Genomic DNA, 24151 nt, shown 5'->3' with positions numbered 1-24151 from the left:
GTCCTCCCTACAAGGCAAAAACCACACCCAGAATTGCAGAAATTGCAATAATTGCAAGCGGGTGAATTTTCTTAAATTTTATCAAGGCAAATAAAAATACTGCAAACAAGACTATAGGAATAGGTCTTAATAAGTCTATAATATTTCCACTTGCCCTAAACAAATCAATATCAAAAAGGGTTAGAACCATAACAGAACTCATGGCTCCAAGAATAAGGCCGGCTGTAGCAGGTCTGATGGTAGTAAACATATTTTCTATAGTTTGTGAGTTCTTAAACTTAGCCATCATTCTAGATATGATAAGAACTATAATGATGGGTGCACTTATAAGCGATATGGTCGCGAGTATTGAACCAGGAATACCATAGGATTTGTAGCCTGCAAAAGTCGCAATATTTATCCCAATGGCCCCAGGCGTTGACTCAGAAACTGCAATCATGTCTAGTAGATCTGCTTCGCTAAACCATCCATAGTTTTTTGCCATTTCTTGCAAAAAAGGAATAGTTGCCATTCCTCCACCTATGGCAAAAAGTCCAGTCTTAAAAAATTCCCAGATCAATCTAAGCATCTTTCTTACCTCCTCTATTGCCAAGCAAAATCCCAAAAACTCCAACAGCAATGACAATTATAACTGGAGATATGGATAAAAATGCAACTGCTGCAAAAGTTAGCAAAAATATAGCAAATTTGAGAGGCGTGTTGGCATTTGACTTTATCATCTTAAGTACCGAATAAAAAACAAGGGCCGAAACTCCCACCCTAATTCCAGCAAAGGCATGTTTGATAAAAGAAAGATGAGAAAAGTTCTCCAAAAAGTTGGCAATAATCAAAATAATAATTATAGAAGGTGTGATAAATCCAAGGCTTGCAACAATACCTCCCAAGTCTCCAGCCTGGGAATAACCACAGAAAGTAGCAGTATTTACTGCAATAATTCCTGGTGTAGACTGGCCTATGGCATAGTAGTCCAAAATCTCATCACGGCTAGCCCACTTTTTATTATCGACAACTTCACGCTCCAAAAGCGGCAACATAGCATAGCCCCCACCAAAAGTAAATAATCCTATCTTGGCAAAAGTTATATATAAATCCCCTAATATATTCAAAACAAACTCCTTACATTAATCTAGTAATAGTATATCACAGCTGATATAAAATAGTATTTTATAATATTTATTAAATTAATTTTACAAAATTATAATTTTTTATATATTTGCTTTAATTAAACTTTACAAATAAAAAATATATAGCTAATAATTTGTTGCTATACTTCTAAATATCAGAGAAGAAAGGAGTAAATTATTGTTTAAATTACTAAATCCAAAGCGTTTTTATCATACAGTTGGTAAAAATAAGTTTTTTGAATTTATCTTATCGATAGTATTTTTTTTATTCTTTTATTTACCACTCTTAAACGCTGCTATGCTTGCTTTCGCAAACAAGTATCAATTTCCTTATATTTTCCCTAATGAATGGGGATTTAACTGGTGGAATTTTATTATTGATAGGGATAATCTTATATCATCTATACTTTCATCAGTTATAATAGCTATTTTAGTTACCATTTTTTCACTTTTGATTTGCTTACCAGCTGCTTATGCACTGGCTCGTTACGAATTTAAAGGCAAAAGTCTTGTACTTTTTTCTTATCTTTTGACAAATGCATTTCCTAAAATGGGACTATATGTTTCTATAGCTATCATTTACTACAAACTTGGCCTTATGGGTACTTATACAGGAGTTATAATTATACATATTATTAATACAATTATGTATATGGTTTGGCTACCTTTGGGTTCATTTAGGTCTGTTAGAAAAGAGCAAGAAGAAGCCGCCAGAGACGTTGGAGCATCTCCTTTGAGAACTTTTAAGGATATAACTTTACCTCTCGCAATGCCTGGTATTGCGGTTGCATCTGTATTTACCTTTCTAGCAAGTATGGATGAAGCTCAGGGAACTTTAGTTGTAGGTTTCCCACAAATTTCAACCATGGCAACAGAAATGTATGCAGTAATTATGGATTTCCCAATAACTGCCGGCGCCGTTTTTTCTCTGTTACTAATGATTCCTTCTATTATAGTTATTTTCTTATTTAGAAAATACATAACAGCAGATGCTATACAAATCAAATAGGTAATTATATGAGTGAAATAACAGTAAAAATCGAAGATCTTTCCGTTATCTACGATAATGGAGATGGTGTAAAAAACATCAATTTAAATATCCATAATAATGAAATCGTAACTCTTCTAGGGCCCTCAGGTTGTGGGAAATCTACAATTCTTCGTGCATTAGGTGGCTTCAATCCAGTTTCCAGTGGTCATATCTATATCGAAGGAATTGATGTTACTAATATCGCGCCAGAAAATCGACCTACATCAATGGTTTTTCAAGGGTATAACCTTTGGCCTCATATGACAGTTTATGAAAATCTAGCTTATGGATTAAAACTTAGAAAAGTTGATAAAAAAATTATTGATTCTGAAATAGAAAATATCTTAAAGCTTTTAAAAATGGTAGGCTTTGAGAAAAAATACCCATCTCAAATGTCAGGTGGGCAACAGCAAAGAATTGCCATAGGTAGGTCTTTGTTATTAAAACCAGCTGTGCTCTTACTAGATGAACCTTTCTCGGCACTTGATGCAAAAATCCGCCAGCAAATGAGAGCTGAACTTAGGCGCATCCAACAAGAATTGGGAATCAGCGTTGTATTTGTAACTCACGATCAGGAAGAAGCTATATCAATTTCTGATAGAATTGTTGTTATGGATAAAGGGGTTATATCTCAAATAGATACACCCGAAAACATCTACGAAAACCCAATAAATCCATATGTTGCATCCTTTATCGGTGAAATGAACTTTATAGATGATGGTAACGAAGTAAAAGCTTTTAGGCCAGAAGAAACTCATGTTTACACCGATAATACAGGTAAATACCTGGGCGAAGTTACTCAAATTATGCTAATGGGGCATTACTATCAACTTAGAATTTTAGTAAATGATAAAGAGTTTCTATCATTTGTACCAAAGAACTTAATAAGCGATATCAAACTTAAAGATAAAGTAAGTTTTGATATAACAAACTATAGAATATATAATAAGGAGAACTAATATGAATTTCAAAAAAATTATTTCAAGTGTATTGTCTATAGCACTACTTTCAACTACTCTTTCTGCCTGTGGAAACAACAATGGAACAGCAAATAATAGCGGAGAGAAGCAACAAATAACAGTCTGGACAAGTGGATCAGAGAATGTAAAAACAAGCTGGGAAAAATTAGCAGCAGGCTTCAATGCAAATGAAGAATATAATCAAGGTAAATACCAAATGAATCTACAACACGTTTCATCTGGTACAGGTGCAACCAGCTTATCTGATAGGGTTATATCCCAATATAAATCTGGTCAAGAAAATTCAGAATTTGACTTAATTGAAGTTAACGGAGGAGAATTTGAAATCTACACCAAAGAAGGTGGTGAAGACATATTCCAAAAAATAGATAACAATAAATTAAAAAATTCTGATAGAAATATCTCTTCACAGCTTGCTACAGGTGGAGATTACCAAGTGCCTTATAGAGGAACAACTGTAGTTTTAGCTTATAACGAAGATATGGTTAAAAATCCTCCAAAAACAGCTGAAGAACTTTACAAATGGATTGAAGAAAATGACGGACAATTTGCTTATTGCACTCCAGGTACAGGTGGATCAGGAGATTCTTTTGTAGCAACCGCTATATATAACAAACTACCGGAAGAAGCACTTCATAGCTCTGATGAAAAATGGAAAGATGATTGGGATGAAGGATTTGATTTGCTAAAAGAACTTCATCCACACCTATACCAATCTGGAGGCAAAGTTGTATATCCTCATAAAAATCAGGGATCATTAGACTTATTAGCTAACCAACAAATAGCTATGACACCTGCTTGGGTAGATATGCTTATATCTCAACTACAGCAAGGAACTTTACCTGAATCAATTAAAATGACTCAAATTGATCCAGGATTTACTGGAAGCCTAGTAAATCTTGCAATACCTGGTAACACAAAAAATGCTGATGGTGCTTATGCAATAATAGACTATATACTATCAGATGAAGCACAATCAATACTACTTGATGAGATGGGAGCTTTTCCAGTAGTAGATATGACAGGATTAACGTCTGAAAATAAAGATTTAATGAGCACATTCGATATTAAAAATTTCAGAACTATAGATATTGGCGAACTAGGAACTGATATTACTGAAAAATGGGATAAAGAAATAGGCACTCTTAACTAGGAGGTTTCCTTGAACAAGAAAGAAAATAAATTTCTACCTTACTTGATGGTCTTACCATCACTTATAATGACTATCGGATTTGTACTAATCCCTATAATAAACTCAATCGCTAGATCTTTTAATAATCCCGAAGGTATTGGTTTTACACTTGATAACTACACTTACTTTTTTACCGATCCTTTAATGAAAGCTAACATATTATATACACTAGAAATAGCACTAATAACAGTAGTATTATCAATTATTTTTGCATATCCATTTGCCATATATGTAAGATTTTCAAACTCAACAATAAGCAAAAAATTATACAACTTGACACTTATGCCGAGATTTATCCCAGGCATAGTTGCTGTCTATGCAATTATGCAAATCATAGGTGATGCTGGTCTTATAGCAAGAATTGGTAAAGTTTTTGGTCAGACTTGGCAATTAGGGCTAATGTATAATAAAAGTGGTATTATATTTACTAACCTATGGTTTAATATTCCTTTTGCTACACTTATAATAGCTCCCTCACTATCTGCAATTTCTTGGGAATCCTTAAACTCAGCTAGAGATATAGGGGCAAATAAGTGGAGTATATTTAAAAATATAATTTGGCCCTTAAGCTATAGAGAGGTACTTGTAGCTGCAACATTCGTATTTATGTCAAATGTAGGATCATTTACAACCCCATACCTAATTGGAGCAAACAATCCAAAAATGCTAGGAGTTACACTAAATGATATCTTCAGCGTATATAGAAATTTTGAACAAGCCGCTGCACTTTCTGTAATCATGTTTTTAATATGTGCAATATCAGCTGTTGCCTATATCCTTTCAAATATGAAGAAAAAAGAACGGGAGATAAAATGATAATACTTGATGAAAAACTTAAGCTAGATGACAAAGATACTTTGACACATTTAAGATATCCTTTTAGCCTGGATAGGGACTATAAAGCAATAAAGATCAACTTAGACTATGATCCAACCAATGTTCCAAAGGAATATAGCTTGGAAAAACTAAGGGAATGTGCCGATAAATATATGCCAAAAGAAGACTACAGCCAAGAAGATCGAGATGACATCCTAAATAGTGAGATAGCAAATCTTATCACTACTTCACTTTTGTATGAAGGAAAATTTGTAGGAGCCTACCACAACAAGGATAACCACCAAGAGATAATAGTTTCAAAAGACAAATCCTCTCCTGGTTACAAGAAATTTGCGGTAAAAAAGGGCGACTACGAATTTATCCTAAGTATGCACAGCTCAAATTCGAAAATTAATGCACATTTTTCACTGGAGGCCATAGATGACTAAGCTAACTTATAGACCAATAGAACTTCACACCCACACTATAAATTCTGATGCCAAGTTCTCACCAAGAGAACTACTTGAAGCAGCCAAAGACTTTGGATACGAGGCAATTTTTGTAACAGACCACAACACAAACGCAGCCCTTGAGCAAATTTATGAGGCAAAACTTGATGAGGAAATCCTACCAGCCTTTAAGGGGAGCGAGTGGACAACCTTCTATGGCCATATGGTAATCCTTGGCAACGAAGAGATGGGAGATTATACCAAGGCAACAATTGACAATATTTCAGAATGCATAGATGAGATTAGGGCAGATGATAGTAATATAGTAATCGGCATAGCCCACCCATATGATATAGGTAATCCTTTCTGTACAGGCTGCCATTGGGAGTTTGAAGTCGATGACTGGTCCAAATTTAATTATATAGAGCTAGCCAATAGTGGCAACCCTCAAGATAGTATTGCTAATGAAAAAGCCTACCAAAAATGGATTGAATTAATCGGCAAAGGCTATAGGCTTGCCGCCCTAGCTGGTCGTGATTGGCACAGCCCTTCTTCCAAAGACAAAAACTTTGCTATCAATATGCTAGGATTTGAAGGTGATCTTTGTGAGGAAAACGCCCTTGCTGCCATAAGAAACCTTAACACCTACATCACTTACGGCCCTATAATGGATTTAGACCTTGAAAATATGAACTTAGGCGATGAAATCAGTGAAAATGACCATGTCAAAGGCTCTGTAAAACTTGCTAAGCCGAAATTTAAAAACTACGAAAACTTCAAAATCGACCCAAAAAGATTTGTAATTTACAACAACGAAGAAATAATATTTGACAGTCAAATATCTTACCAAGAATCAATTAACTTTGATATTAAGGGAAAATCTGGGTATATTAGATTTGAAGTGATAGGAGATTTGAAGGAAAAACATGACTACCATTTAGTGGTAACTTCTCCTATTTTTGTAAGATAAGGATATGTGACACCCCTTAGTGTCACTTTTTTATTAGGAGGATAAATGAAATTACTTTTTGACTGCGATGGCACAATACTTGATTCCATGCACATATGGAGCGAACCAATTAATGGAATTTTTGAAAAATACGGCTTTAGCTTCGAAGGGCTTGATAAGGAAGAAAAGGGCAAAATTGAAGCCCTTCCAATGGGTGGAATGATTGATTATATAGCAGAAAATATAGCCAAAGATATGAGCCGAGCAGAAGTTAGTAAGTATTTTGAAGATGTTATCGAAGATGGCTACAAAAATCACCTGATGCCAAAAAAAGGCGCCTTGGAAATATTAACAAAGCTCAAAGAGGCAGGTTATGAGATGGCCATAGCTTCTTCAACTGATTCAATATACCTTAAACTTGCCTTCGAAAGACTTGGTATCAGCGATTACTTTAGCTTCTTTACCACCCCAGATTTGACGGACCTAAACAAGGCAGAAGACGCTTACTGGCAATACGCTATAGACAAATTTGCTGTGCCTGCAGATCAAATCATCCTCTTTGATGATGCCCTCTATGCCATAAATGCAGCAAAAAAACTTGGTATCAAGACCTGTGGGCTAAAAGATTTCCCTTACAATGAGAGAGAATGGGAATATATCATAGAAAGCGCAGACCAAGTTCTAGATACAATTGCTGATATAAATATTGAAGAATTGGAAGGTTAATTATGTTTTCATATAATGATTTAATTTGGAATACCCACGGAAATACCAACTACAGATTTAGCCTACTTGTATTTTATGTTTTACAAATAATAGTATGGTGGAGACTTTTTGAAAAAGCTGGAGAAGAGGGCTGGAAATCTATTATACCAATCTACAATGTATGGATAGCCTATAACATTGCCAATCCAGGTAGTTCAAATAACATACTTTGGTTTATAGGATCCTTTATTCCCCATATCCAAGTATTAGTCTTTATCTTTATGGGCTATAAATTCGCATCAAAGTTTACAGACAATATTATAATAAGAATTTTATACATGGTATTCCCATTTTTTACAGGCTTCCTACTAGCATTTTCAGACCAATTCCAATACTCACCATATGACCAATAAACATTAAAATCCCCAAATCCGTATTATAGATTTGGGGATATCTTTTAGCATATTTATAATTTTTGCATTATATTATTTATCCATTTTGTGGTATAGGTATATTCTTAATAGCCTTACTTTATATCAGTTTATAAATCGCTTAGATCTACTTTCTTATTAAAGGAATATTCTTCACTTGGAAAGGCTCCGCTGACAGATTCATCGTGGTAGGCATTGAGGCCTTTTAGCATTTCTTCTCTAACATTTGCAAAGATTTTTACAAATTTTGGTTTAAAGTCAGGATACATCCCTAGGACATCTTGCAATACTATAACTTGACAATCCACGTCTTTACCCGCGCCTATTCCTAATATTGGAACCGATACGCTTTCAGCAATTTTTTTGCCGACAACGCTTGGAACACACTCTAGTACTATAGAAAAACATCCAGCTTCTTCGAGAGCCTTAGCGTCTTCAATTAATTTTTTAGCAGATTCAGTAGTTGTCCCTTGAACTTTAAATCCTCCTAACATAGTAGAAGATTGAGGTGTAAGCCCAATATGGCCCATTACAGGCACACCTGCTTTTATGATAGCCTTGATTGTATCTACATATTCACTTCCACCCTCAAGCTTTACGCAATCACAACCTGTTTCTTTAAAAATTCTCACCGCATTTTTAACAGCTTCTTTTTCAGAAATTTCATAAGATCCAAATGGCATATCCACTGTTATAAAAGTGTTTTTGGCTCCTCTAACAACAGCTTTCCCATGATGAATCATATCATCAACAGTTACTGGCACTGTGGAATCATACCCTAACATAGTCATCCCCAATGAATCCCCAACTAGGATAACTTCAACATCACTCTCATCTACAATTGAAGCCATTGTATAGTCATAAGCAGTCACATAAGCAAATTTTCTTTTTTCTTCTTTATACTTTTTAAAGTCTAGTATAGACATTTTCTTTTTCATATTTCTCCCTCTTTTGCCTTTATAAGCAAGCTTACAGCTTCATTATAAGGACTTTTTTTACCTTTAGCTTTAGCTTTTTCTACAATAATTTTGTTTATCTTATCGATTTCGCTCTCGTTTCCTTTTAGTAAATCAGCTCTCATAGACGAAGTATTTTTTCCTGTTTTTTCTGAGGTTAGAATAACCTTTTCAAATATTTTCTCTTTATCAAAATCAAAACCATAAAGATTAAAAATGTCACAAGCTTCATAGACAAGATTTTTTGCCATCTCTTTTGCGTATTTATTTTTATAAATACAAGAATTTTCCTTATCCAAAAGTGCTGTAATAGCATTTATACCAATATTTATAAATAGTTTTTCAATAACAAGCTTGTTAATATCATAACTTACTTCCAATTGTAAACCTGATTTAATAAGTATATCTTTTACTACATCAACACTTTCTTTATTAAAATCATTTTGGCCCAAATAAGTCATTCCACTTCCTGCATGGAAAATTTTCCCATAAGATTTCTGAGTTGCACCATGTGTGGTAGATCCTATCACAATCTTGCTTTTATCCTGGAATTTCTCCAAGTCCTTATCATTCCCATATCCATTTTGTAAGCTCACCAAAATGGTTTCATCAGCAATTAAATTAGAAATATTTTCTAATGCTTCTAAGTTTTTGATAGATTTTACAAATACAAAAATGATATCAGGCTTTGGCAACTTTTCACTATACAAATAGCAAGGCACTTTATAAGTATGGATCTTCCCGGTATTTTCGATAAGTTCTATACCACATTTATTAATCTTATCTACCTTATCTTTCCTATGATCAATGAGGAAAACATCATCACAAGCGGATAAAAAACTTGCAAACAAAGACCCCATAGCACCTGCACCAAGTAAGGCTATTTTCAAAACATCCTCCATAAATCTATAAAATATTTAATAGAAAACAAATCAAAACAATAATTTTAAAAAAACTTTATGTAGTTTTTATCAAATGTCAACTCCTTAACCATATACATAAAAACGTTGTAAATTTAGTTAATTTTTAGTCTATCTTTATTAATTATAACAAGAAATCCTTATTTTTCAAAAATAAAAGTACAATTTTCAAAAAAATCTTCTGAGTGTATTATTAACTAGCCTACCTTTGACTTTAGATTTGATTGATTTGCGAAAAATAGTGTCTTTATTTGAGTATTTTTATATAAAAACCCCCGTCAATTGAACTGACCCCTTAAAGTTGTACCAAGCAACTTAAGGAGGTCAGTTTTTTTATGGCAAAATATAGTACTGAATTCAAGTATGAAGTAGTTAAAAGATATTTAGAAGGTAATGAAAGCTATAGATCTTTAGCCAAATCATTTAATATCTCAGATAGAAAATTAATAAGAGTGTGGGTTAATGCATATCAAACACTGGGTTATGAAGGATTAAAAAGATCTAGAGAAAAACAATCATATTCTTCAGAATTTAAAAGAAATGTAGTAAAGTTGTACTTAACAGGGGAACGGTCCTATCAAGAACTAGCCAATAATTTAGGCATTTCAAATCCATCTATGATATGTACTTGGGTTAGCAAATATAGGAAGTATGGTATTGAAGGACTAGAACCCAAAAAACGAGGAAGGCCTTCAAGTATGACTAAAGAAGATAAAAAAGCTATTAAATTAACAGATAAACAATATACCCAAGAAGAAAAAGATAGAATCAAAGAACTAGAAGATCAAGTATATTGGCTACAAATGGAAGTAGATTTCTTAAAAAAAAAGAGAGAATTGAGACAAAGGGACAAACTCAGAAAGAAGAAATAGCCAGGATAATACATGAACTTAGATCAACATACAAATTGAAAGATTTACTAAAGAAATTCAACTTCCCAAAATCAACATATATGTATTGGCAAAAAAGATTCGATAGAATTAACAAAGATGCTGATTTAGAAGAAAAAATAATAGATATTAGAGCTAATCATAAAAATTATGGCTATCGTAGAATATATGGTCATTTAAGAAACCAAGGAATAATAATAAACAAAAAGAAGGGACAAAGATTAGTCCAAAAGCTCAAACTACAAGTTACAAGCTTTGGAAGAAAATCTAAGTATTCATCATATAAAGGAAATATAGGAAAGTTATCAGACAACCTAGTAAATCGTAATTTTAAATCAGAACTACCGCATCAAAAGATAACAACAGATACATCAGAATTTAAATATTACACCACTGATGATAAAGGTAATATGAGAGTAGGTAAACTGTACCTAAATGCATTTCTAGATATGTATAATAGTGAGATAATATCATATTCCATAAGTAAAAGACCAACAATGCAAGCAATCTTAACTCCACTAGAAGAAGCCATCAATATAACAAGCGACTGCAAAGAAAGAAGAATATTTCATTCAGATCAAGGATGGGGATATCAAATAAATCAATACACACAAAGACTAAAACAATATGGAATAAGTCAAAGTATGTCAAGAAAAGGTAATTGCTTAGATAATGCTCCTATGGAAAACTTCTTTGGAATACTAAAACAAGAAATATATTATGGTCAAACTTACAAATCCTATGAACAACTAAAACAATCCTTAGAAATGTATATCAAATACTACAATGAAGAAAGAATAAAAGAAAAATTAGGATACTTATCACCAGTAGAATATAGAAGAAAGAATGCTGTTTAAAAAATCGACTTTCCCCTAGGGGAAAGTACAAACAAAAAACATCAGACACAGATATAAATCTACGTCTGATGTTAAGTCCAACTTTTTGGGGTCACCTTAAATCCGTATTCTGGATTTCGGGGGTGATATAGACTAATATATTTTTATACCATATTTTCTGGATTTACGTATTTGTCAAATTCTTCTTCGCTTGCAAAGCCTAGTTCTCTGTTGGCTTCTCTAAGGGTTAGTTTATTTTCATAGGCGTATTTGGCTATTTGGCTGGCCTTGTCATAGCCTATGTGTGGAGAAAGGCTCGTTACTAGCATTAGTGAATTTTCAAGATTGTTTTCTATTTCTTCTTTGTTTGCCACAAGTCCTACTAGTAGATGTTCTCTAAAGCAAGCTAGGGACTTGCTCATGAGGCTTACAGTTTGGTCCATATTATAGATTATTAGTGGCATGTAGGCATTTAATTGGAGTTGTCCTTGGCTGTTGGCCATGCTTATTGCCATATCATTTGCCATAATTTGAATGCTTACCATGGTGATTGATTCCACTTGTGTTGGGTTTACTTTGCCTGGCATAATTGATGAGCCTGGCTCATTGGCTGGTATGATTAGTTCTCCTATACCGCATCTTGGGCCACATGATAAGAATCTTATGTCGTTTGCAATCTTATACATATCGCTTGCAAGAGCTTTTATACTTCCATGGACATTTACTAGGGCTGACTTGCTTGCTAGTTGGTAGAACTTGTTTGTATCGCTTTCAAATTCTAGGTCCAATTGCTTTGTTAGCTCACTTGCTACTTCACTGCCAAAATCTTTTGATGCATTGATTCCAGTTCCTACGGCTGTTCCACCTATGGCAAGTTTTCTTAGAGCTTGGCTTGCATTGTGTATGGATTCCAAATCTCTTTCTACCATAGTTCTCCATCCAGAAATTTCTTGGGAAAGCTTTAGTGGTGTGGCATCTTGCAAGTGGGTTCTTCCTGTCTTGATGATGTCATTTTTTTCTTCCAAATCTTTTAAGACTTCAATTATTTGTCGGATTTCTGGCAAGAGCTTTTCTTTAATTTTTAATATTGTTGAGATGTGCATAGCTGTTGGAAAGACATCATTTGATGATTGGCTCATATTTACATCATCGTTTGGGTGGATGATATCTTCTCCTGCTTTTTTGTTAGCTATGTGGGCTATAACTTCGTTGACATTCATATTTGTCTGGGTGCCAGATCCTGTTTGCCACACTGTTAGTGGGAATTGATCGTCATAGTAGCCTAACAATATTTTATTGCAGGCAAAGACAATGAGTTCTCTTTTTTCTTCATTTAGCTTTCCTTGCCTGTTATTTACTATGGCTGCAGCTTTTTTTATATTAACTAGGGCATAAATTACTGATTTTGGCATAAGTTCAGCATCTTGTGGGAAGTTTTCAAAAGATCTTTGACTTTGTGCTCCCCATAATTTGTCAGCTGGAACTCTTACCTCTCCAATACTATCCTTTTCTATTCTATAATCCATTTTTATTCCTTCTTAAGGGCATCTTCGTCCAAGATACCTGGTTTTATCATTTCTTTGAAATCTAATATTTTTTCAAGTTCTTCTTTGCTCAATAATCCATCAGAAAGAACCAATTCTCTAATTGATTTGCCAGTTTCTAGGGCCTTGTGAGCTATATCACTTGCCTTTGCATAGCCTATGTGTGGAGCAAGGGCTGTAACTAGTCCGATTGATTTTTCTACTTGTTCTGATAGCTCACTTCTATCAGCTGTGATATGGTCTATACAATTAACTCTTAGTGTATAGATAGCATTTTTGAGTGTCTTTAGCGACTCAAAAAGATTGTAGAAAATAATTGGCTCAAAAGCATTTAGCTCAAGTTGTCCTGCCTCAACAGCCATAGTTACAGTCATATCATTGCCTATAACATTGAAGGCAACTTGGTTTACAACCTCTGGTATTACAGGGTTTACCTTACCTGGCATGATTGATGAACCAGCTTGGGTTGGTTTTAATTTTATATCGCCAATACCTACTTGTGGGCCAGAGCTCATAAGTCTTAGGTCATTTGATATTTTTGATAAGTTTGCTGCAAAGGTTTTTAAAATACCTGAAACATACAAAAATCCATCCAAGTTTTGAGTTCCATCTATCAAGTCTTCATTTTGTTTCAATTTCAAATCAGTTACTTCGCTTAGTACTCCAACTATTTCTTCAACATAGGTTGGATCTGCGTTTAAGCCTGTACCAATAGCTGTACCACCTAGGTTTACATGGCTTAGACTATCAACAGCAAGGTCAAATCTTTCCAAATCACGGGTGATTACCCTAGCATAGGCCCTAAATTCTTGGCCAAGGCTTATTGGAATCGCATCTTGAAGTTGGGTACGTCCCATTTTGTAAACGTCTTTAAATTCTTCAGCCTTTTTCTCAATAGATCTGATTAATAAAATTGTTTCATCAATTAGTTCATTAAAATATCTGATAAGGGCTATCTTACCACTAGTTGGTATAACGTCATTGGTAGATTGGCCCAAGTTTACATGGTCGTTTGGGTGAACATTTTCATATGTACCTAAACCGCCACCCATGGCAGTATTTGCAACATTTGCAATTACTTCATTGGCATTCATATTAAAACTTGTACCAGCCCCACCTTGGATTGGATCAACTATAAAATTATCCCTGTGTTGGCCAGCCAAAATCTGGTTACAAGCTGCAACAATTGCATTTTCTTGAGTTCTTGTCAAAAGACCAATCTTCTCATTTTCAATAGCACAGGCTTTCTTAACCTCAACGATTGCATTTATCATCTCACTATCCATTGATAAAGATGTAATATTAAAATTATTTCTAGCTCTTAGAGAATTTGCCCCATACAAGGCATCATAAGGCACTTCAATTTCGCCTATAGAATCGCGTTCTTTTCTATAATCTGTCATCACTATCCCTCCTAGTACCATTATAGTTAATACTAATGATACTTACAAGTTTTATAAAAACGTTTTACAAAATAAATGCTATTTCTTCAACTATTGATGATTTTTATATAAAACAACCAAATAAAAAAAACAATTTGATGCTGTTTTAAAATATAAAAAGGCTCCCTTTCGGGAGCCAACTATAAGAGAGTTATTCACTTCTATTTTAATCTTGTACAAATCTCTATTATTCGCTTAACATAAGTCCAGCTAAATAAAAGATTAAGATTACTAAAACTCTTACTTCCATTGAATAAGAATTCATTTTGATTTATTTCTCTTTGTTATTCTTACTTAAATATAATCCTACTGCTGACAAAGCTGCTAATGCCAATACATTTTCTAGTCCACTAATTCCTGTTTTTGGGCTATGTGAATTACCAAATTTATTGTCATTTTTTTTCTTTTCCACTTGTTTAATTTCCTTAGGCTTATTTGTTTTATGGTCAGTGTTAGTATTATTTGGCTTATTTGGCTTTTTCGGTTCATTCGGTGTTTTTTGTTTGTCTGGTGATTTTGGCTCTTGTTTGTTAGTTACTTTGAAACCGTCTTTTGAGTTTCCGTCGTAGCTTACTTGGTATTTGTTGTCACCAATTGTTATTTTACCAGTTTCTTCTCCGACTTCTTTTACTGTATATTCGTAGGCTTTTTCTGAGTCTACTTTTTCCAATACATCTAAGTCTTTGAATTCTCCACTCCACTTGTTGGTTTTGTTTAGTTCTAACTTTTTGCCTGTAGCTTTTCCATCTCTGTATAGTTCTACTTCGATCTTGTCTTCTGGAGCGTCTATAACTTTGCCATCTTTTCCTTGCCAGATTTTTTCTACTTTGATGTCTGTCTTTGATGGTGTTAATGGTGTCCATGGTTTGTCTGGATCTTTTGGTTTATCTGGTGTTTTTGGCTCTTCTTTGTTGATTACCTTCAAACCATCTTTTGCGTTTCCTTCATAGCTTACTTGGTATTTATTCGTACCAATTGCTATTTTGCCATTTTCTTCGCCGACTTCTTTTACTGTGTATTCATAGGCTTTTTCTGAGTCTGTTTTTTCTACTATATCTAAGTCTTTGAATTCTCCGCGCCACTTATTTTCTGCATTTAAAGTTAACTTCTTATTTGTGGCTTTTCCATCTCTATAGAGTTCTACTTCTATTTTTTCTTCTGGAGCGTCTATAACTTTGCCATCTTTATCTTGCCAGATCTTTTCTACTTTAATGTCTTCTTTTGATGGTGTTAGTGGTGTCAATGGTTTATCTGGTTCTTCTGGCTCATCTGGTGTTTTTGGTTCTTCTTTTTTGTTAGTTACTTTGAAACCGTCTTTTGAGTTTCCTTCGTAGCTTACTTGATATTTGTTATCACCAATTGTTATTTTACCAGTTTCTTCTCCGACTTCTTTTACTGTATATTCGTAGGCTTTTTCTGAGTCTACTTTTTCCAATACATCTAAGTCTTTGAATTCTCCACTCCACTTGTTTTCTGCATTTAAAGTTAACTTCTTATTTGTGGCTTTTCCATCTCTATAGAGTTCAACTTCAATTTCTTTTACTGGGGCTGTTATTTCTTTACCCTCTTTGTCTTGCCAATTTTTTTCTACTTTGATGTCTGTCTTTGATGGTGTTAGTGGTGTCAATGGTTTGTCTGGATCTTTTGGTTTATCTGGTGTTCCTGGCTCTTCTTTGTTGGTTATGCTAAAGCCTTTTTCTTCTGTTCCAGCGTAGCTTACTTGGTATTTGTTGTTGCCAATTGCTATTTTACCATTTTCTTCGCCGACTTCTTTGACTGTGTATTCATAGGATTTTTCTGAGTCTACTTTTTCTAATGTGTCTAAGTCTTTGAATTCTCCACTCCATTTGTTAGACTTGTTTAGTTCTAGTTTCTTATCTGTCTTTTCTCCATCTCTGTATAGTTCTACTTCGACCTTGTCTACTGGTGCGGATATTTCTTTTCCATCTTTTCCTTGCCAAATTTTTTCTACTTTTATATCTGTTTTTGATGGTGTTAGTGGTGTCCATGGTTTATCTGGTGTTTCTGGCTCTTCTTTGTTGATTACTTTGAAACCATCTTTAGTGTTTCCTTCATAAGTTACTTTGTACTTATTATCACCAATTTCTATTTTATTATCTTTGTCTCCAACTTCTTTGACAGAATAATTTGATTTTAAATCTTCTTGATCTTCTACAAACGTTAAAAAATTAGTCCAATTATTAGATTGGCTTAACTCTACTATCCTGCCAGTTGGTTTATTATTTTTATAGAGTTCTACTTTTACACTTTCTTCAGGACTCTCTATATTTTTTCCATCTGCATCTTGCCACTTTTTACTTATACTTATAAGATCTGGTAATTTATTATATACAGAATTTGACTCTCCAAATTTATCTTTCGTACTATAACTTACATAAGATTTATTAATAACTTTCTTTTTTGCTAAGCTTTTATCTAATGCTGGAGCTCTAACTGGAACGTCAAATGCAACGCTCTCATATGGATTAAGAAATTTTCCTTCGACCAACTCTATATAAAATGCAGTCACTTTACTAAAATCGCTTGGATTGTCTATCCACTTTAATTTTGAAAACTCAGTATTCGGATTATTTCCATCTACAGAATCAGTCGTATAATAGATTTTAAACCTATCTTTTCCCTCACCTTCAACTTGAATTGGTCCAGCAAGTTCATTGCGTTTATTAGTTCCTTCATAAAACTCTAATCGATCAAAAACATATAGTCTACCAATATTTTTATTAGTATTATTAAAAGTCTTTAATTGATATTCGAAATACTCTCCAAAATTAGTATCAATGCCTGTCTTTAACCAAGCAGTATCATGTGCACCAGGATCATATATTTCATTATCCTTATTCTTTTCATTAGCTTTAGTTCTCTTAATATATTTATAAGATTTTAGTTCTGCAGCCAATTTTGCCATAAAAGTAGAATTAGCACTTATTAGTTCATTTGTAGTCGAATCATCATCTACATCCCAAGTATCAGCTCCTTTATTATTATCTGAAGCAAGATTTACAAAGTCTTTATTATTCTTTTCATATAAAAAAGCCGTATTTTTATTTTTTTCTTCATGACCTTGGACGGCTGTCGTCGTAGCATTTTCGTTAATTTTAGCCTTAATATTTATCCAAGGATTTTTGAATTCACTTACTTGCATATCTTTAAAGTGGATCAAAACTGCTGTTCTTCCAGTATCTTTGTAATTATCAATGGTTTCTACATTTTTAATAGGAGTATCTCCTACAATATTTTCGGTAGCATAACCTGTATAAGTAACTCCAACTGGCAGTAAATCAAAGGCTACTAAATCTTTTAAAGATCTAGCTTTGCTTAAACCATCAGTATTAATTTTTAGGGTAAATAATATTTCTTCTCCAAGCGAACCAGTATTGTTGTATCTAGTATCTTTAGTAAATAGGATTTTCTCTTTTTTCTTTTTTAAAAGTCCTATATCACTAGAATCGAAGTCAAAATGTTCAAGGTTATTATTTAGAGCAACATCTCCTCTTATTGATGCATTATTATAAGTTTGATCTTTTACCTCTTCGCCTGTAATAATAATATTATATGGATCAGTCAATTTCATTTCAACCAGTAGATTTAATTTCCTACCGGGTTCTAAAATAAAATCATCTTTCATAACAATTTCAATTTTTTTATATTTTGCTGGAACATTTGGCACCTTGCTTTTATCCATATCCCCAGATTCTACTTTTTTGACATATTCTTCTATTTTTTCTGTTGTTGGCTTATCAAGATCTATAGATAAATTGTTTGAATTAGGATCAAAAGCAATCTTTTCTTTGTTTCCATTTTCTAAAATCCCATTGATTTCTTTGATTTGACTTGGTGGTATATTAGACTGAGTAATTTTGCTCGCATATACCCTTTTATCAAAATTACCTTCAGTTATAACGATATTCTTGATTGGATGATTCAAATTATTACTTACAGCAATATTATAAGAATCACATGAATGATATGGTGCATCATTATCATATACAAAAGTTCTCTTTGTATTCGATGTCTTTTTAAAAATTCCTGCTCCATAAAATAAATCACCACTTAAATAAAAGTCTATATCATCTGTTAAATTGGGTGATTGTTCATCTGAAGTTTGATTTTTATAAGTTGGTATCAAGCTAACATTATTTTTTATTAAATTTCCATTATCATAATCACTCGTTGGTGCTCCTGGAAATTTTAATTTTAATCTTACAGAATCTCGAAGATTTACATCTGCACCATTTTCATTATCTCTTTCTCTTACAAGATATGAAACGCTTTTGCCATCTTCTGACAATTTCCATCCTGGATTAGAATTAAGATCAAAATAAGCTGTTCTTTTTTTCCCATTTTTATCAGTATATATTGGTAAAGTATCTACAATTTTTATAGATTCTATCTGTCTTATTTTGTTAATACCTGGATTATAGGAAGCCGGATCTCTATCTTTCACAGTATTTGTTAAATAGGTGAAAATAACTTCATCAAGTTTAGATGTATCGTCTGTTAAATATTTTGCATTATTTGGATCAAGTTCTCCACCATATTCGTACTTCTTATTTCCGAAATAGTGACCTTCTCCTAGAGTTTTATAGGCTATTGGATCATCATAGATAATTTTTAATTCACTTTTGTCTTCGGGATTTGCAGTGGAAACTTTCACTTGTTCTTCATTGTGCAAAGTAACATGTGGCAATATCTTATAACCATTGGGTGTTACCCTCTTTTTTACAGTCATATTTATTGGAAAAGAAATATGTGTAACTGAGTTGATTTCAGTGTCAAGATAAACTCTTAATATTATCGTATTATCGTTATTATTAATAATTTCATGTGACTTAACGCTTTCGGATTTTAAGACATTAATCGATTCAAAATACTCACTAGGTACAGCAATGTCAATATATCCATTTTCTAAATAGCTTTTATCTTTAATACCAGTTCCATCAATATTTATATCCCAACTTAGGACTTCATAAGAATAATACTCCGTCTTCTTACTAAATTGGTTGTTTGAAATCGAAAATTTTAAGCCTTCTAGGCTAGATTGAGTATTGTTAGAAGCGTCAAGTAAATTTGGTTTTATCTCTGAATCTGCACCTTCTTTGTCAGCAGGAGTCTCTTCAGATGATTTTTTTTCATCGTTCGTATTAATAGCATTGGTTGTACTATTATCAACAGTAGCCTTTGTTACATCCTTTTTATTAAGAGTAGCATCTTCACGCTTGCTATTATCTTTTTCAGTAGTTGGATTTTCTTTTTTCTTATCGGTAGGCTTGCTATCGACATTATCATTTTCCAAACTTACACTCGTGTCTGATGATATTTCCTTTGTTTCATTTGAAGAAGTAAGAGGCTCAGAATTTGTATATCCTGATCTTTCCATATTCAAATTATCAGCACTTGCAAAGCTTACAGGAACAAGTGCGTTTAGTATCATTAGCAGAGAGAGTAAGATGGAAGAAACTTTTCTTAAAATTTTATTAGACATTTAATTTCTCCTCGTCCTTTAATTTTTACTTAACTTGTTTTTTTTATATATTTATTTAAGCTAATACATGATAGTTACCTTACATTGTATTGAATATTCCCAACAATTGATTTACCTCCTTTCCCTTATCACTCATATATATTATAGATAATTTTTTAAAAAATGTAAAAATTATGTTACTTATGAAAAATATAATCTACTTAATGTTAAATATTAACAGTGTTAAAGTTTTTCAGCTAGCAAATTAGTAAATGTGTAGTAGTTTAGTTCTATAAAAATACCTGGAGTAAAATCATTAGTAATATATGATATCTTGTATAGATAAAAGCTTATAAGGGCAAGCATTACATTCAATAATATAATATTTATTGTATTTACAATTATAAGATATAGTGAAATTTGCGATACTTTTTTGAGAGTCAATTCTGAGTACATGTCATTATTAAAAAGTTTAATCCCATAGCATTTACTATTATAAAGCTTAGTATAATCATTAGATAAAAAAACTGTATATAATGGGCTTATCCTAGTTAAAAAGTAAAACAAATATATTCCAAACATTGGTATAATGCATATACAAGTACAACTTGCTCTTATATAATTGCATATACAAGCAAATAAATTTTCCTTAGTAACTTTTTATTTATATTTTTTATTTAGAATATATATTAATTTATATAGTAGAAAATAATTTTCTCCAAAATTCAAAAACACTAGCCCTAAATCCAAGGATTTTATATACTCAAGAAGAATCTAGATAAAAATATATTTTACCAAATCTTTAATAATCGATTTTTAAATATAATATTCATTTTCTCTCTCAATACAATCAATCCATTTACCTTTTTTAAATCTATTTGCGAACATAATTCTTCTTAAAGTTTCATCTATTATAAAGACTATCCGAACAGAATTTAAATCTAGGCCAAGTTTTGTTACAAAGAGGTATGCTAAGGGGATTACTAGTAAATATGTTGTTGCTATGCCAACTATTACTGGATACCTCACGTCTTTTACTACATTTAAGGAATTTACCAAAATTTCATTTGCTACTCGCATCGGATCGTGGAATATTTGTAAAAATAGCAAGACTGTTACTATACTTATTATTTGTGGATTATCTGTAAAAATCCTCACCAAATATTTGCCAAAAACAGCCACAAGCAAGTTGATTGCCCCTGCTATTAGGCTTATTTTATTGGCATTTAAAACTCCAAAATTTTTGATACCTTCATAATCTTTATTCCTATACAAGTCCCCGATGATAAGATTGCCAGTAACTCCTGCAGCTACCCCAATTGAAAATATAAAAGAAGTTATGGTCGTTGTATATATCATGGAAGATACTGCTATGGTTCCAAGGCTTGCAATAATAGCAGTTATGATTGTCTGGCTAAAGTTATAGGAGATTTGCTCCATGGCTGATGGTATGCCTAGGGAAAGAATTTCTTTTTTTAGTCTGATATTTTTAATCTTACCCCCAGCAAATAAGATTGGTATTTTCTTTTTTATAGTAATAAATGTTATTAGCATAGAAATAAGTCTAGTAAAAAGCGTTGCGATGGCTATATAGCTGATTCCTCCAAGTTTTGCTAAAACTATTATGCTATTGGCAATTATTACAAGTATTGTATTGGCTACTGATATCCTTACAGCAATTTTCACAAAGCCAAAAGCCCTAAGGGTCGCCAGCATCAGGCTTGTCATTGCAGTAAAGACTATGGATATAGAGACTATCTTTATATAGGCCGAAGCTTCCTCCACTAGTTCGCTTGGAGTTTGCATAAGGATTAGCAAATCTCTATTAAAGGCAAAAACTGCAATTATGATTAGCCCTGCTATAAATAAATTTAGAAAAATCGACTCTTTAAAAATCGATTTGACATATTCAATCCTCGACTCATCAGCATTTTGAATGATTAGTATGCTTGCACCTAGGACCACGACATTTGTTACCATGGCAAATATAGTCAATAATCGGTCAGAAATTCCTATTGTCGCAACCATTTGGTCATTAAAAAGTGAAAATAAAAACACATTGAAATTACCAATTAAGGTCAGGAAAATCTGCTCAATTATTAGTGGTATAAAGATATCATTGTATTTTTTTGTGAATAATTTGCCTTCTCTATTCATCAATTTGTATATTTCTTATCTTTATAGCAAAGGGATCTTTGGATACTTCTATGACTGTAGCTCCCTTATCCAAATCTCCATAGGCCTGGTAGCCAGAGGTATTTGCATAGGCGAGGTGGATGTCAAAAAGAGTGCTATCAAAGTTATTTTCGTGGTCATGACCTACAATCATCCCCCAAGTTTCACCGTTTAAGACCATATTGGCAAAAAATCCCGTGTTGATTTTTGGAGCTGATATAGCTTCGTTTGTTTCTCTTTGTTCTCCAGAAATGATGTTATTCATGCTCTCCCAATATTCTGGCAATGGCATATGTTGGAAGATTATATTGCGTTTGATCCCATCATTTTTCTTATATTTTGCCGAAGTCTTTCTAAACCAGTCTACTTGGTCTGGCAAAAGCCACTCGTAGGTTCCTATGCCAGATCTGTCATCTTCTCCCGAATCTATAAGATATAAATATGCAAGGTCTTCGTCCTTATCTATTATGGGGATGACGAAATTTTCCCTATCATTAACTATAAAGACATCTTCTTTATCTGCCTTGTTTCTTATGATCTTATCGTAGATTGCTCTAAGCTCTTTTCTACTAGTTCCCTCCTCGCTGTCGTGATTGCCAAAGGTTATAGCAAAAGGAATGTCATATTTATCAAAATATTTCATTACATTTTCAAATACCTTGTCAGGGTCTTTTACTCCATGTGAAAATATGATGTCCCCTGTGTGAACTATGAGGTCTGGCTTTTCACCTTTTATAATTTTATCGATTAGATTAAAAGTTTTGATATCCTCATGGCATGCTGGCAAATTGCCAAAGTGAGTGTCTGTAAATTGTACAATTTTAAATGTGTTGTTCTTAAATTCCATTTCTTTCCTTTCTCTAGCCTTAGCCAAGCTTATATTTTGCCTGTCTTCTGATTAGAATTCCTACAAATAGACCCTTTAGTATTGATGTGATAGTCATAGCCGTCCATACACCAGCAACCCCAAGAACTGGCATAAGCAAGATAGATAGAGGTATCCTCATTGTATCAAAAAACATGGCTATTCTTGCTGGGATTTTGGTTTCGCCTAGGCCGTTGAAGGCACCTGTTAGACCAATTTCCGTTGCCATAAATATTTGCGATAGGGATAGGATGGCTAAGTATCTGGTTCCAAGTTCTATTGTTTCCCTATCATTTGGTATAAATATCTTAAATAAAGGATATCTAAAGGCAAAAAGAACTATTGTCGATATCGACCCTATTATTACTAAAATATGAAAAGATTTCTTTATACTTTCTCTTACCCTATCAAAAAGTCCAGCCCCATAATTTTGCCCAACCATGGCTGCAATACCGACTTGGAGACCTTCTGTTGTATTCCAAGTGATTGCCTCTAGCTGGCTACCAACTGTGTAGGCTGCCACAGCTGCTTCACCAAATCTTGCCATAAATTTGTTCAATATAATACTTATAAAGGCCATATATGCGCTCATCAAAGCAGAGGGCAAACCCATCTTAAAGATACTTTTAATCCATCGTCTCTGGTAATCTATCCTAGTTAAGGCACTTCTTAAAATCTCATTTTTTCTAAAAATTACTCCTATAAAAATCAGGCTGACAAATACCTGAGCTAGAAGGGTTGCAATGGCAGCTCCTTTTGCTTCAAGACGTGGTATAGGTCCAAGGCCAAAAATAAAAATCGGATCCATTATAATATTTGCCACAAGACCCACAGTATTTATCTTAAAGGGGGTGAGACTGTTGCCTAAAGATTGGAAACTTTGGGAAAAAACTGGATTTATAAAGAAAAATACCATACCAAAACTTATAATGTGCAAATAATCTCTAGCATAAGAACTTGCCTTAGTAGTTAATCCATAGAAATTTACATAAGCATTGGAAAATAATAGCATCAATATAGAATAAACTAAAGCTACGATAAGGGTTAGAATATAACCATTATTTAAAACTCTAATAGTTTCTTTCTTAGCACCCCTACCAAAGGCTTGGGATACGTAAACCCCTGTACCAATCTTAGGGATAAGGGTAATAGCATTGGCAATCCAAAACAAAAATCCAGCAATACCAACGCCAGCTATTGCATCTTTTCCAAGTCTGCCAAGGAAAAATATATCCACAAAGTTATATGTAATCTGTATAAAAGCCGTCAAAGCCAAAGGAATTGACAGTTTGAAAAGGGATGAAGTGATATCACCCTTGGTTAAATCAACATTTTGATCCATAAATCCTCCTATGATGATAATAC

21 protein-coding genes are annotated in these 24151 nt (G+C 33.2%); 10 read left to right on the top strand and 11 right to left on the bottom strand.

Going from position 1 to position 24151, the window contains the following annotated elements:
• Positions 1–7 precede the first annotated feature (7 nt).
• Both BN38_RS04565 and BN38_RS04560 read right to left on the bottom strand, forming a co-directional pair.
• Complete coding sequence (locus tag BN38_RS04565) at positions 8–568, bottom strand: chromate transporter (RefSeq protein WP_044565808.1); 561 nt, start codon at positions 566–568, stop codon at positions 8–10.
• Positions 561–1106: a chromate transporter gene (locus tag BN38_RS04560; RefSeq protein WP_044565807.1), complete on the bottom strand. Its 546-nt coding sequence runs from the start codon at positions 1104–1106 to the stop codon at positions 561–563. The genes BN38_RS04565 and BN38_RS04560 overlap by 8 nt, the downstream gene beginning before the upstream one ends.
• Before the next feature lie 196 nt (positions 1107–1302).
• On the opposite strand from BN38_RS04560, the gene BN38_RS04555 reads away from it, so the two are divergent.
• The 8 genes from BN38_RS04555 to BN38_RS04520 are packed head-to-tail and all read left to right on the top strand — an operon-like array spanning position 1303 to position 7658.
• Complete coding sequence (locus tag BN38_RS04555; RefSeq protein ID WP_044565806.1) at positions 1303–2133, top strand: ABC transporter permease; 831 nt, start codon at positions 1303–1305, stop codon at positions 2131–2133.
• Positions 2134–2141: 8 nt separating this feature from the next.
• Entirely contained in the window at positions 2142–3113 is a 972-nt protein-coding gene (locus BN38_RS04550) for an ABC transporter ATP-binding protein (RefSeq protein WP_044565805.1), read from the top strand.
• Between the two features lies 1 nt (position 3114).
• Entirely contained in the window at positions 3115–4287 is a 1173-nt protein-coding gene (locus tag BN38_RS04545) for an extracellular solute-binding protein (protein WP_044565803.1), read from the top strand.
• Between the two features lie 9 nt (positions 4288–4296).
• Positions 4297–5142 (top strand): ABC transporter permease, encoded by an 846-nt coding sequence (locus BN38_RS04540; protein ID WP_230197723.1) that lies wholly within the window; start codon positions 4297–4299, stop codon positions 5140–5142.
• The gene (locus BN38_RS04535; protein ID WP_044565802.1) at positions 5139–5591 is read left to right on the top strand and encodes a hypothetical protein; all 453 of its coding nucleotides are present in this window, start codon (positions 5139–5141) and stop codon (positions 5589–5591) included. The genes BN38_RS04540 and BN38_RS04535 overlap by 4 nt, the downstream gene beginning before the upstream one ends.
• A complete protein-coding gene (locus BN38_RS04530; RefSeq protein ID WP_044565801.1) occupies positions 5584–6561 on the top strand; it encodes a CehA/McbA family metallohydrolase in 978 nt (325 codons plus the stop codon). Before BN38_RS04535 ends, BN38_RS04530 begins: the two co-directional genes overlap by 8 nt.
• A 45-nt stretch (positions 6562–6606) precedes the next feature.
• Positions 6607–7266, top strand: coding sequence for an HAD family hydrolase (locus BN38_RS04525; protein ID WP_044565800.1), 660 nt, complete (start codon positions 6607–6609; stop codon positions 7264–7266).
• Positions 7267–7268: 2 nt separating this feature from the next.
• Positions 7269–7658, top strand: a complete 390-nt coding sequence (locus tag BN38_RS04520; RefSeq protein WP_044565799.1) for a DUF5684 domain-containing protein — start codon at positions 7269–7271, stop codon at positions 7656–7658.
• Positions 7659–7786: 128 nt separating this feature from the next.
• On the opposite strand, the gene panB is transcribed toward BN38_RS04520, so the two are convergent.
• Positions 7787–8614: a 3-methyl-2-oxobutanoate hydroxymethyltransferase gene (gene panB, locus BN38_RS04515; protein ID WP_044565798.1), complete on the bottom strand. Its 828-nt coding sequence runs from the start codon at positions 8612–8614 to the stop codon at positions 7787–7789.
• Complete coding sequence (locus BN38_RS04510; RefSeq protein ID WP_044565797.1) at positions 8611–9522, bottom strand: ketopantoate reductase family protein; 912 nt, start codon at positions 9520–9522, stop codon at positions 8611–8613. Before BN38_RS04510 ends, panB begins: the two co-directional genes overlap by 4 nt.
• A gap of 365 nt (positions 9523–9887) precedes the next feature.
• Here BN38_RS04510 and BN38_RS04505 point away from each other — a divergent pair, with 365 nt between their 5' ends.
• Positions 9888–10424 (top strand): helix-turn-helix domain-containing protein, encoded by a 537-nt coding sequence (locus BN38_RS04505; RefSeq protein ID WP_044565796.1) that lies wholly within the window; start codon positions 9888–9890, stop codon positions 10422–10424.
• On the top strand, positions 10346–11299 hold the full coding sequence (locus BN38_RS04500) for an IS3 family transposase (protein ID WP_084593749.1): 954 nt from the start codon (positions 10346–10348) through the stop codon (positions 11297–11299). Before BN38_RS04505 ends, BN38_RS04500 begins: the two co-directional genes overlap by 79 nt.
• 143 nt (positions 11300–11442) lie before the next feature.
• Here the strand turns inward: BN38_RS04500 and BN38_RS04495 are convergent, their stop codons facing one another.
• From BN38_RS04495 to BN38_RS04465, 7 genes are all read right to left on the bottom strand, one after another.
• Positions 11443–12804, bottom strand: a complete 1362-nt coding sequence (locus BN38_RS04495; protein ID WP_044565795.1) for a class II fumarate hydratase — start codon at positions 12802–12804, stop codon at positions 11443–11445.
• Positions 12805–12806: 2 nt separating this feature from the next.
• A complete protein-coding gene (locus BN38_RS04490; RefSeq protein ID WP_044565794.1) occupies positions 12807–14225 on the bottom strand; it encodes an aspartate ammonia-lyase in 1419 nt (472 codons plus the stop codon).
• Positions 14226–14535: 310 nt separating this feature from the next.
• Positions 14536–19767, bottom strand: a complete 5232-nt coding sequence (locus tag BN38_RS10740) for a Cna B-type domain-containing protein (protein WP_049944443.1) — start codon at positions 19765–19767, stop codon at positions 14536–14538.
• 222 nt (positions 19768–19989) lie between these two features.
• Positions 19990–20313, bottom strand: a complete 324-nt coding sequence (locus BN38_RS04480; RefSeq protein WP_044565793.1) for a hypothetical protein — start codon at positions 20311–20313, stop codon at positions 19990–19992.
• Between the two features lie 249 nt (positions 20314–20562).
• On the bottom strand, positions 20563–21903 hold the full coding sequence (locus BN38_RS04475; RefSeq protein WP_044565792.1) for an MATE family efflux transporter: 1341 nt from the start codon (positions 21901–21903) through the stop codon (positions 20563–20565).
• Positions 21896–22768, bottom strand: a complete 873-nt coding sequence (locus BN38_RS04470; protein ID WP_044566370.1) for a metallophosphoesterase family protein — start codon at positions 22766–22768, stop codon at positions 21896–21898. The genes BN38_RS04475 and BN38_RS04470 overlap by 8 nt, the downstream gene beginning before the upstream one ends.
• A 19-nt stretch (positions 22769–22787) precedes the next feature.
• Positions 22788–24128, bottom strand: a complete 1341-nt coding sequence (locus tag BN38_RS04465; RefSeq protein WP_044565791.1) for an MATE family efflux transporter — start codon at positions 24126–24128, stop codon at positions 22788–22790.
• Positions 24129–24151: the final 23 nt, after the last annotated feature.

Source organism: Anaerococcus provencensis (assembly GCF_000312365.2).
In the GTDB taxonomy this organism is placed as follows: Bacteria; Bacillota; Clostridia; order Tissierellales; family Peptoniphilaceae; genus Anaerococcus; species Anaerococcus provencensis.
This window is presented reverse-complemented; position numbering and strand designations above follow the sequence as displayed.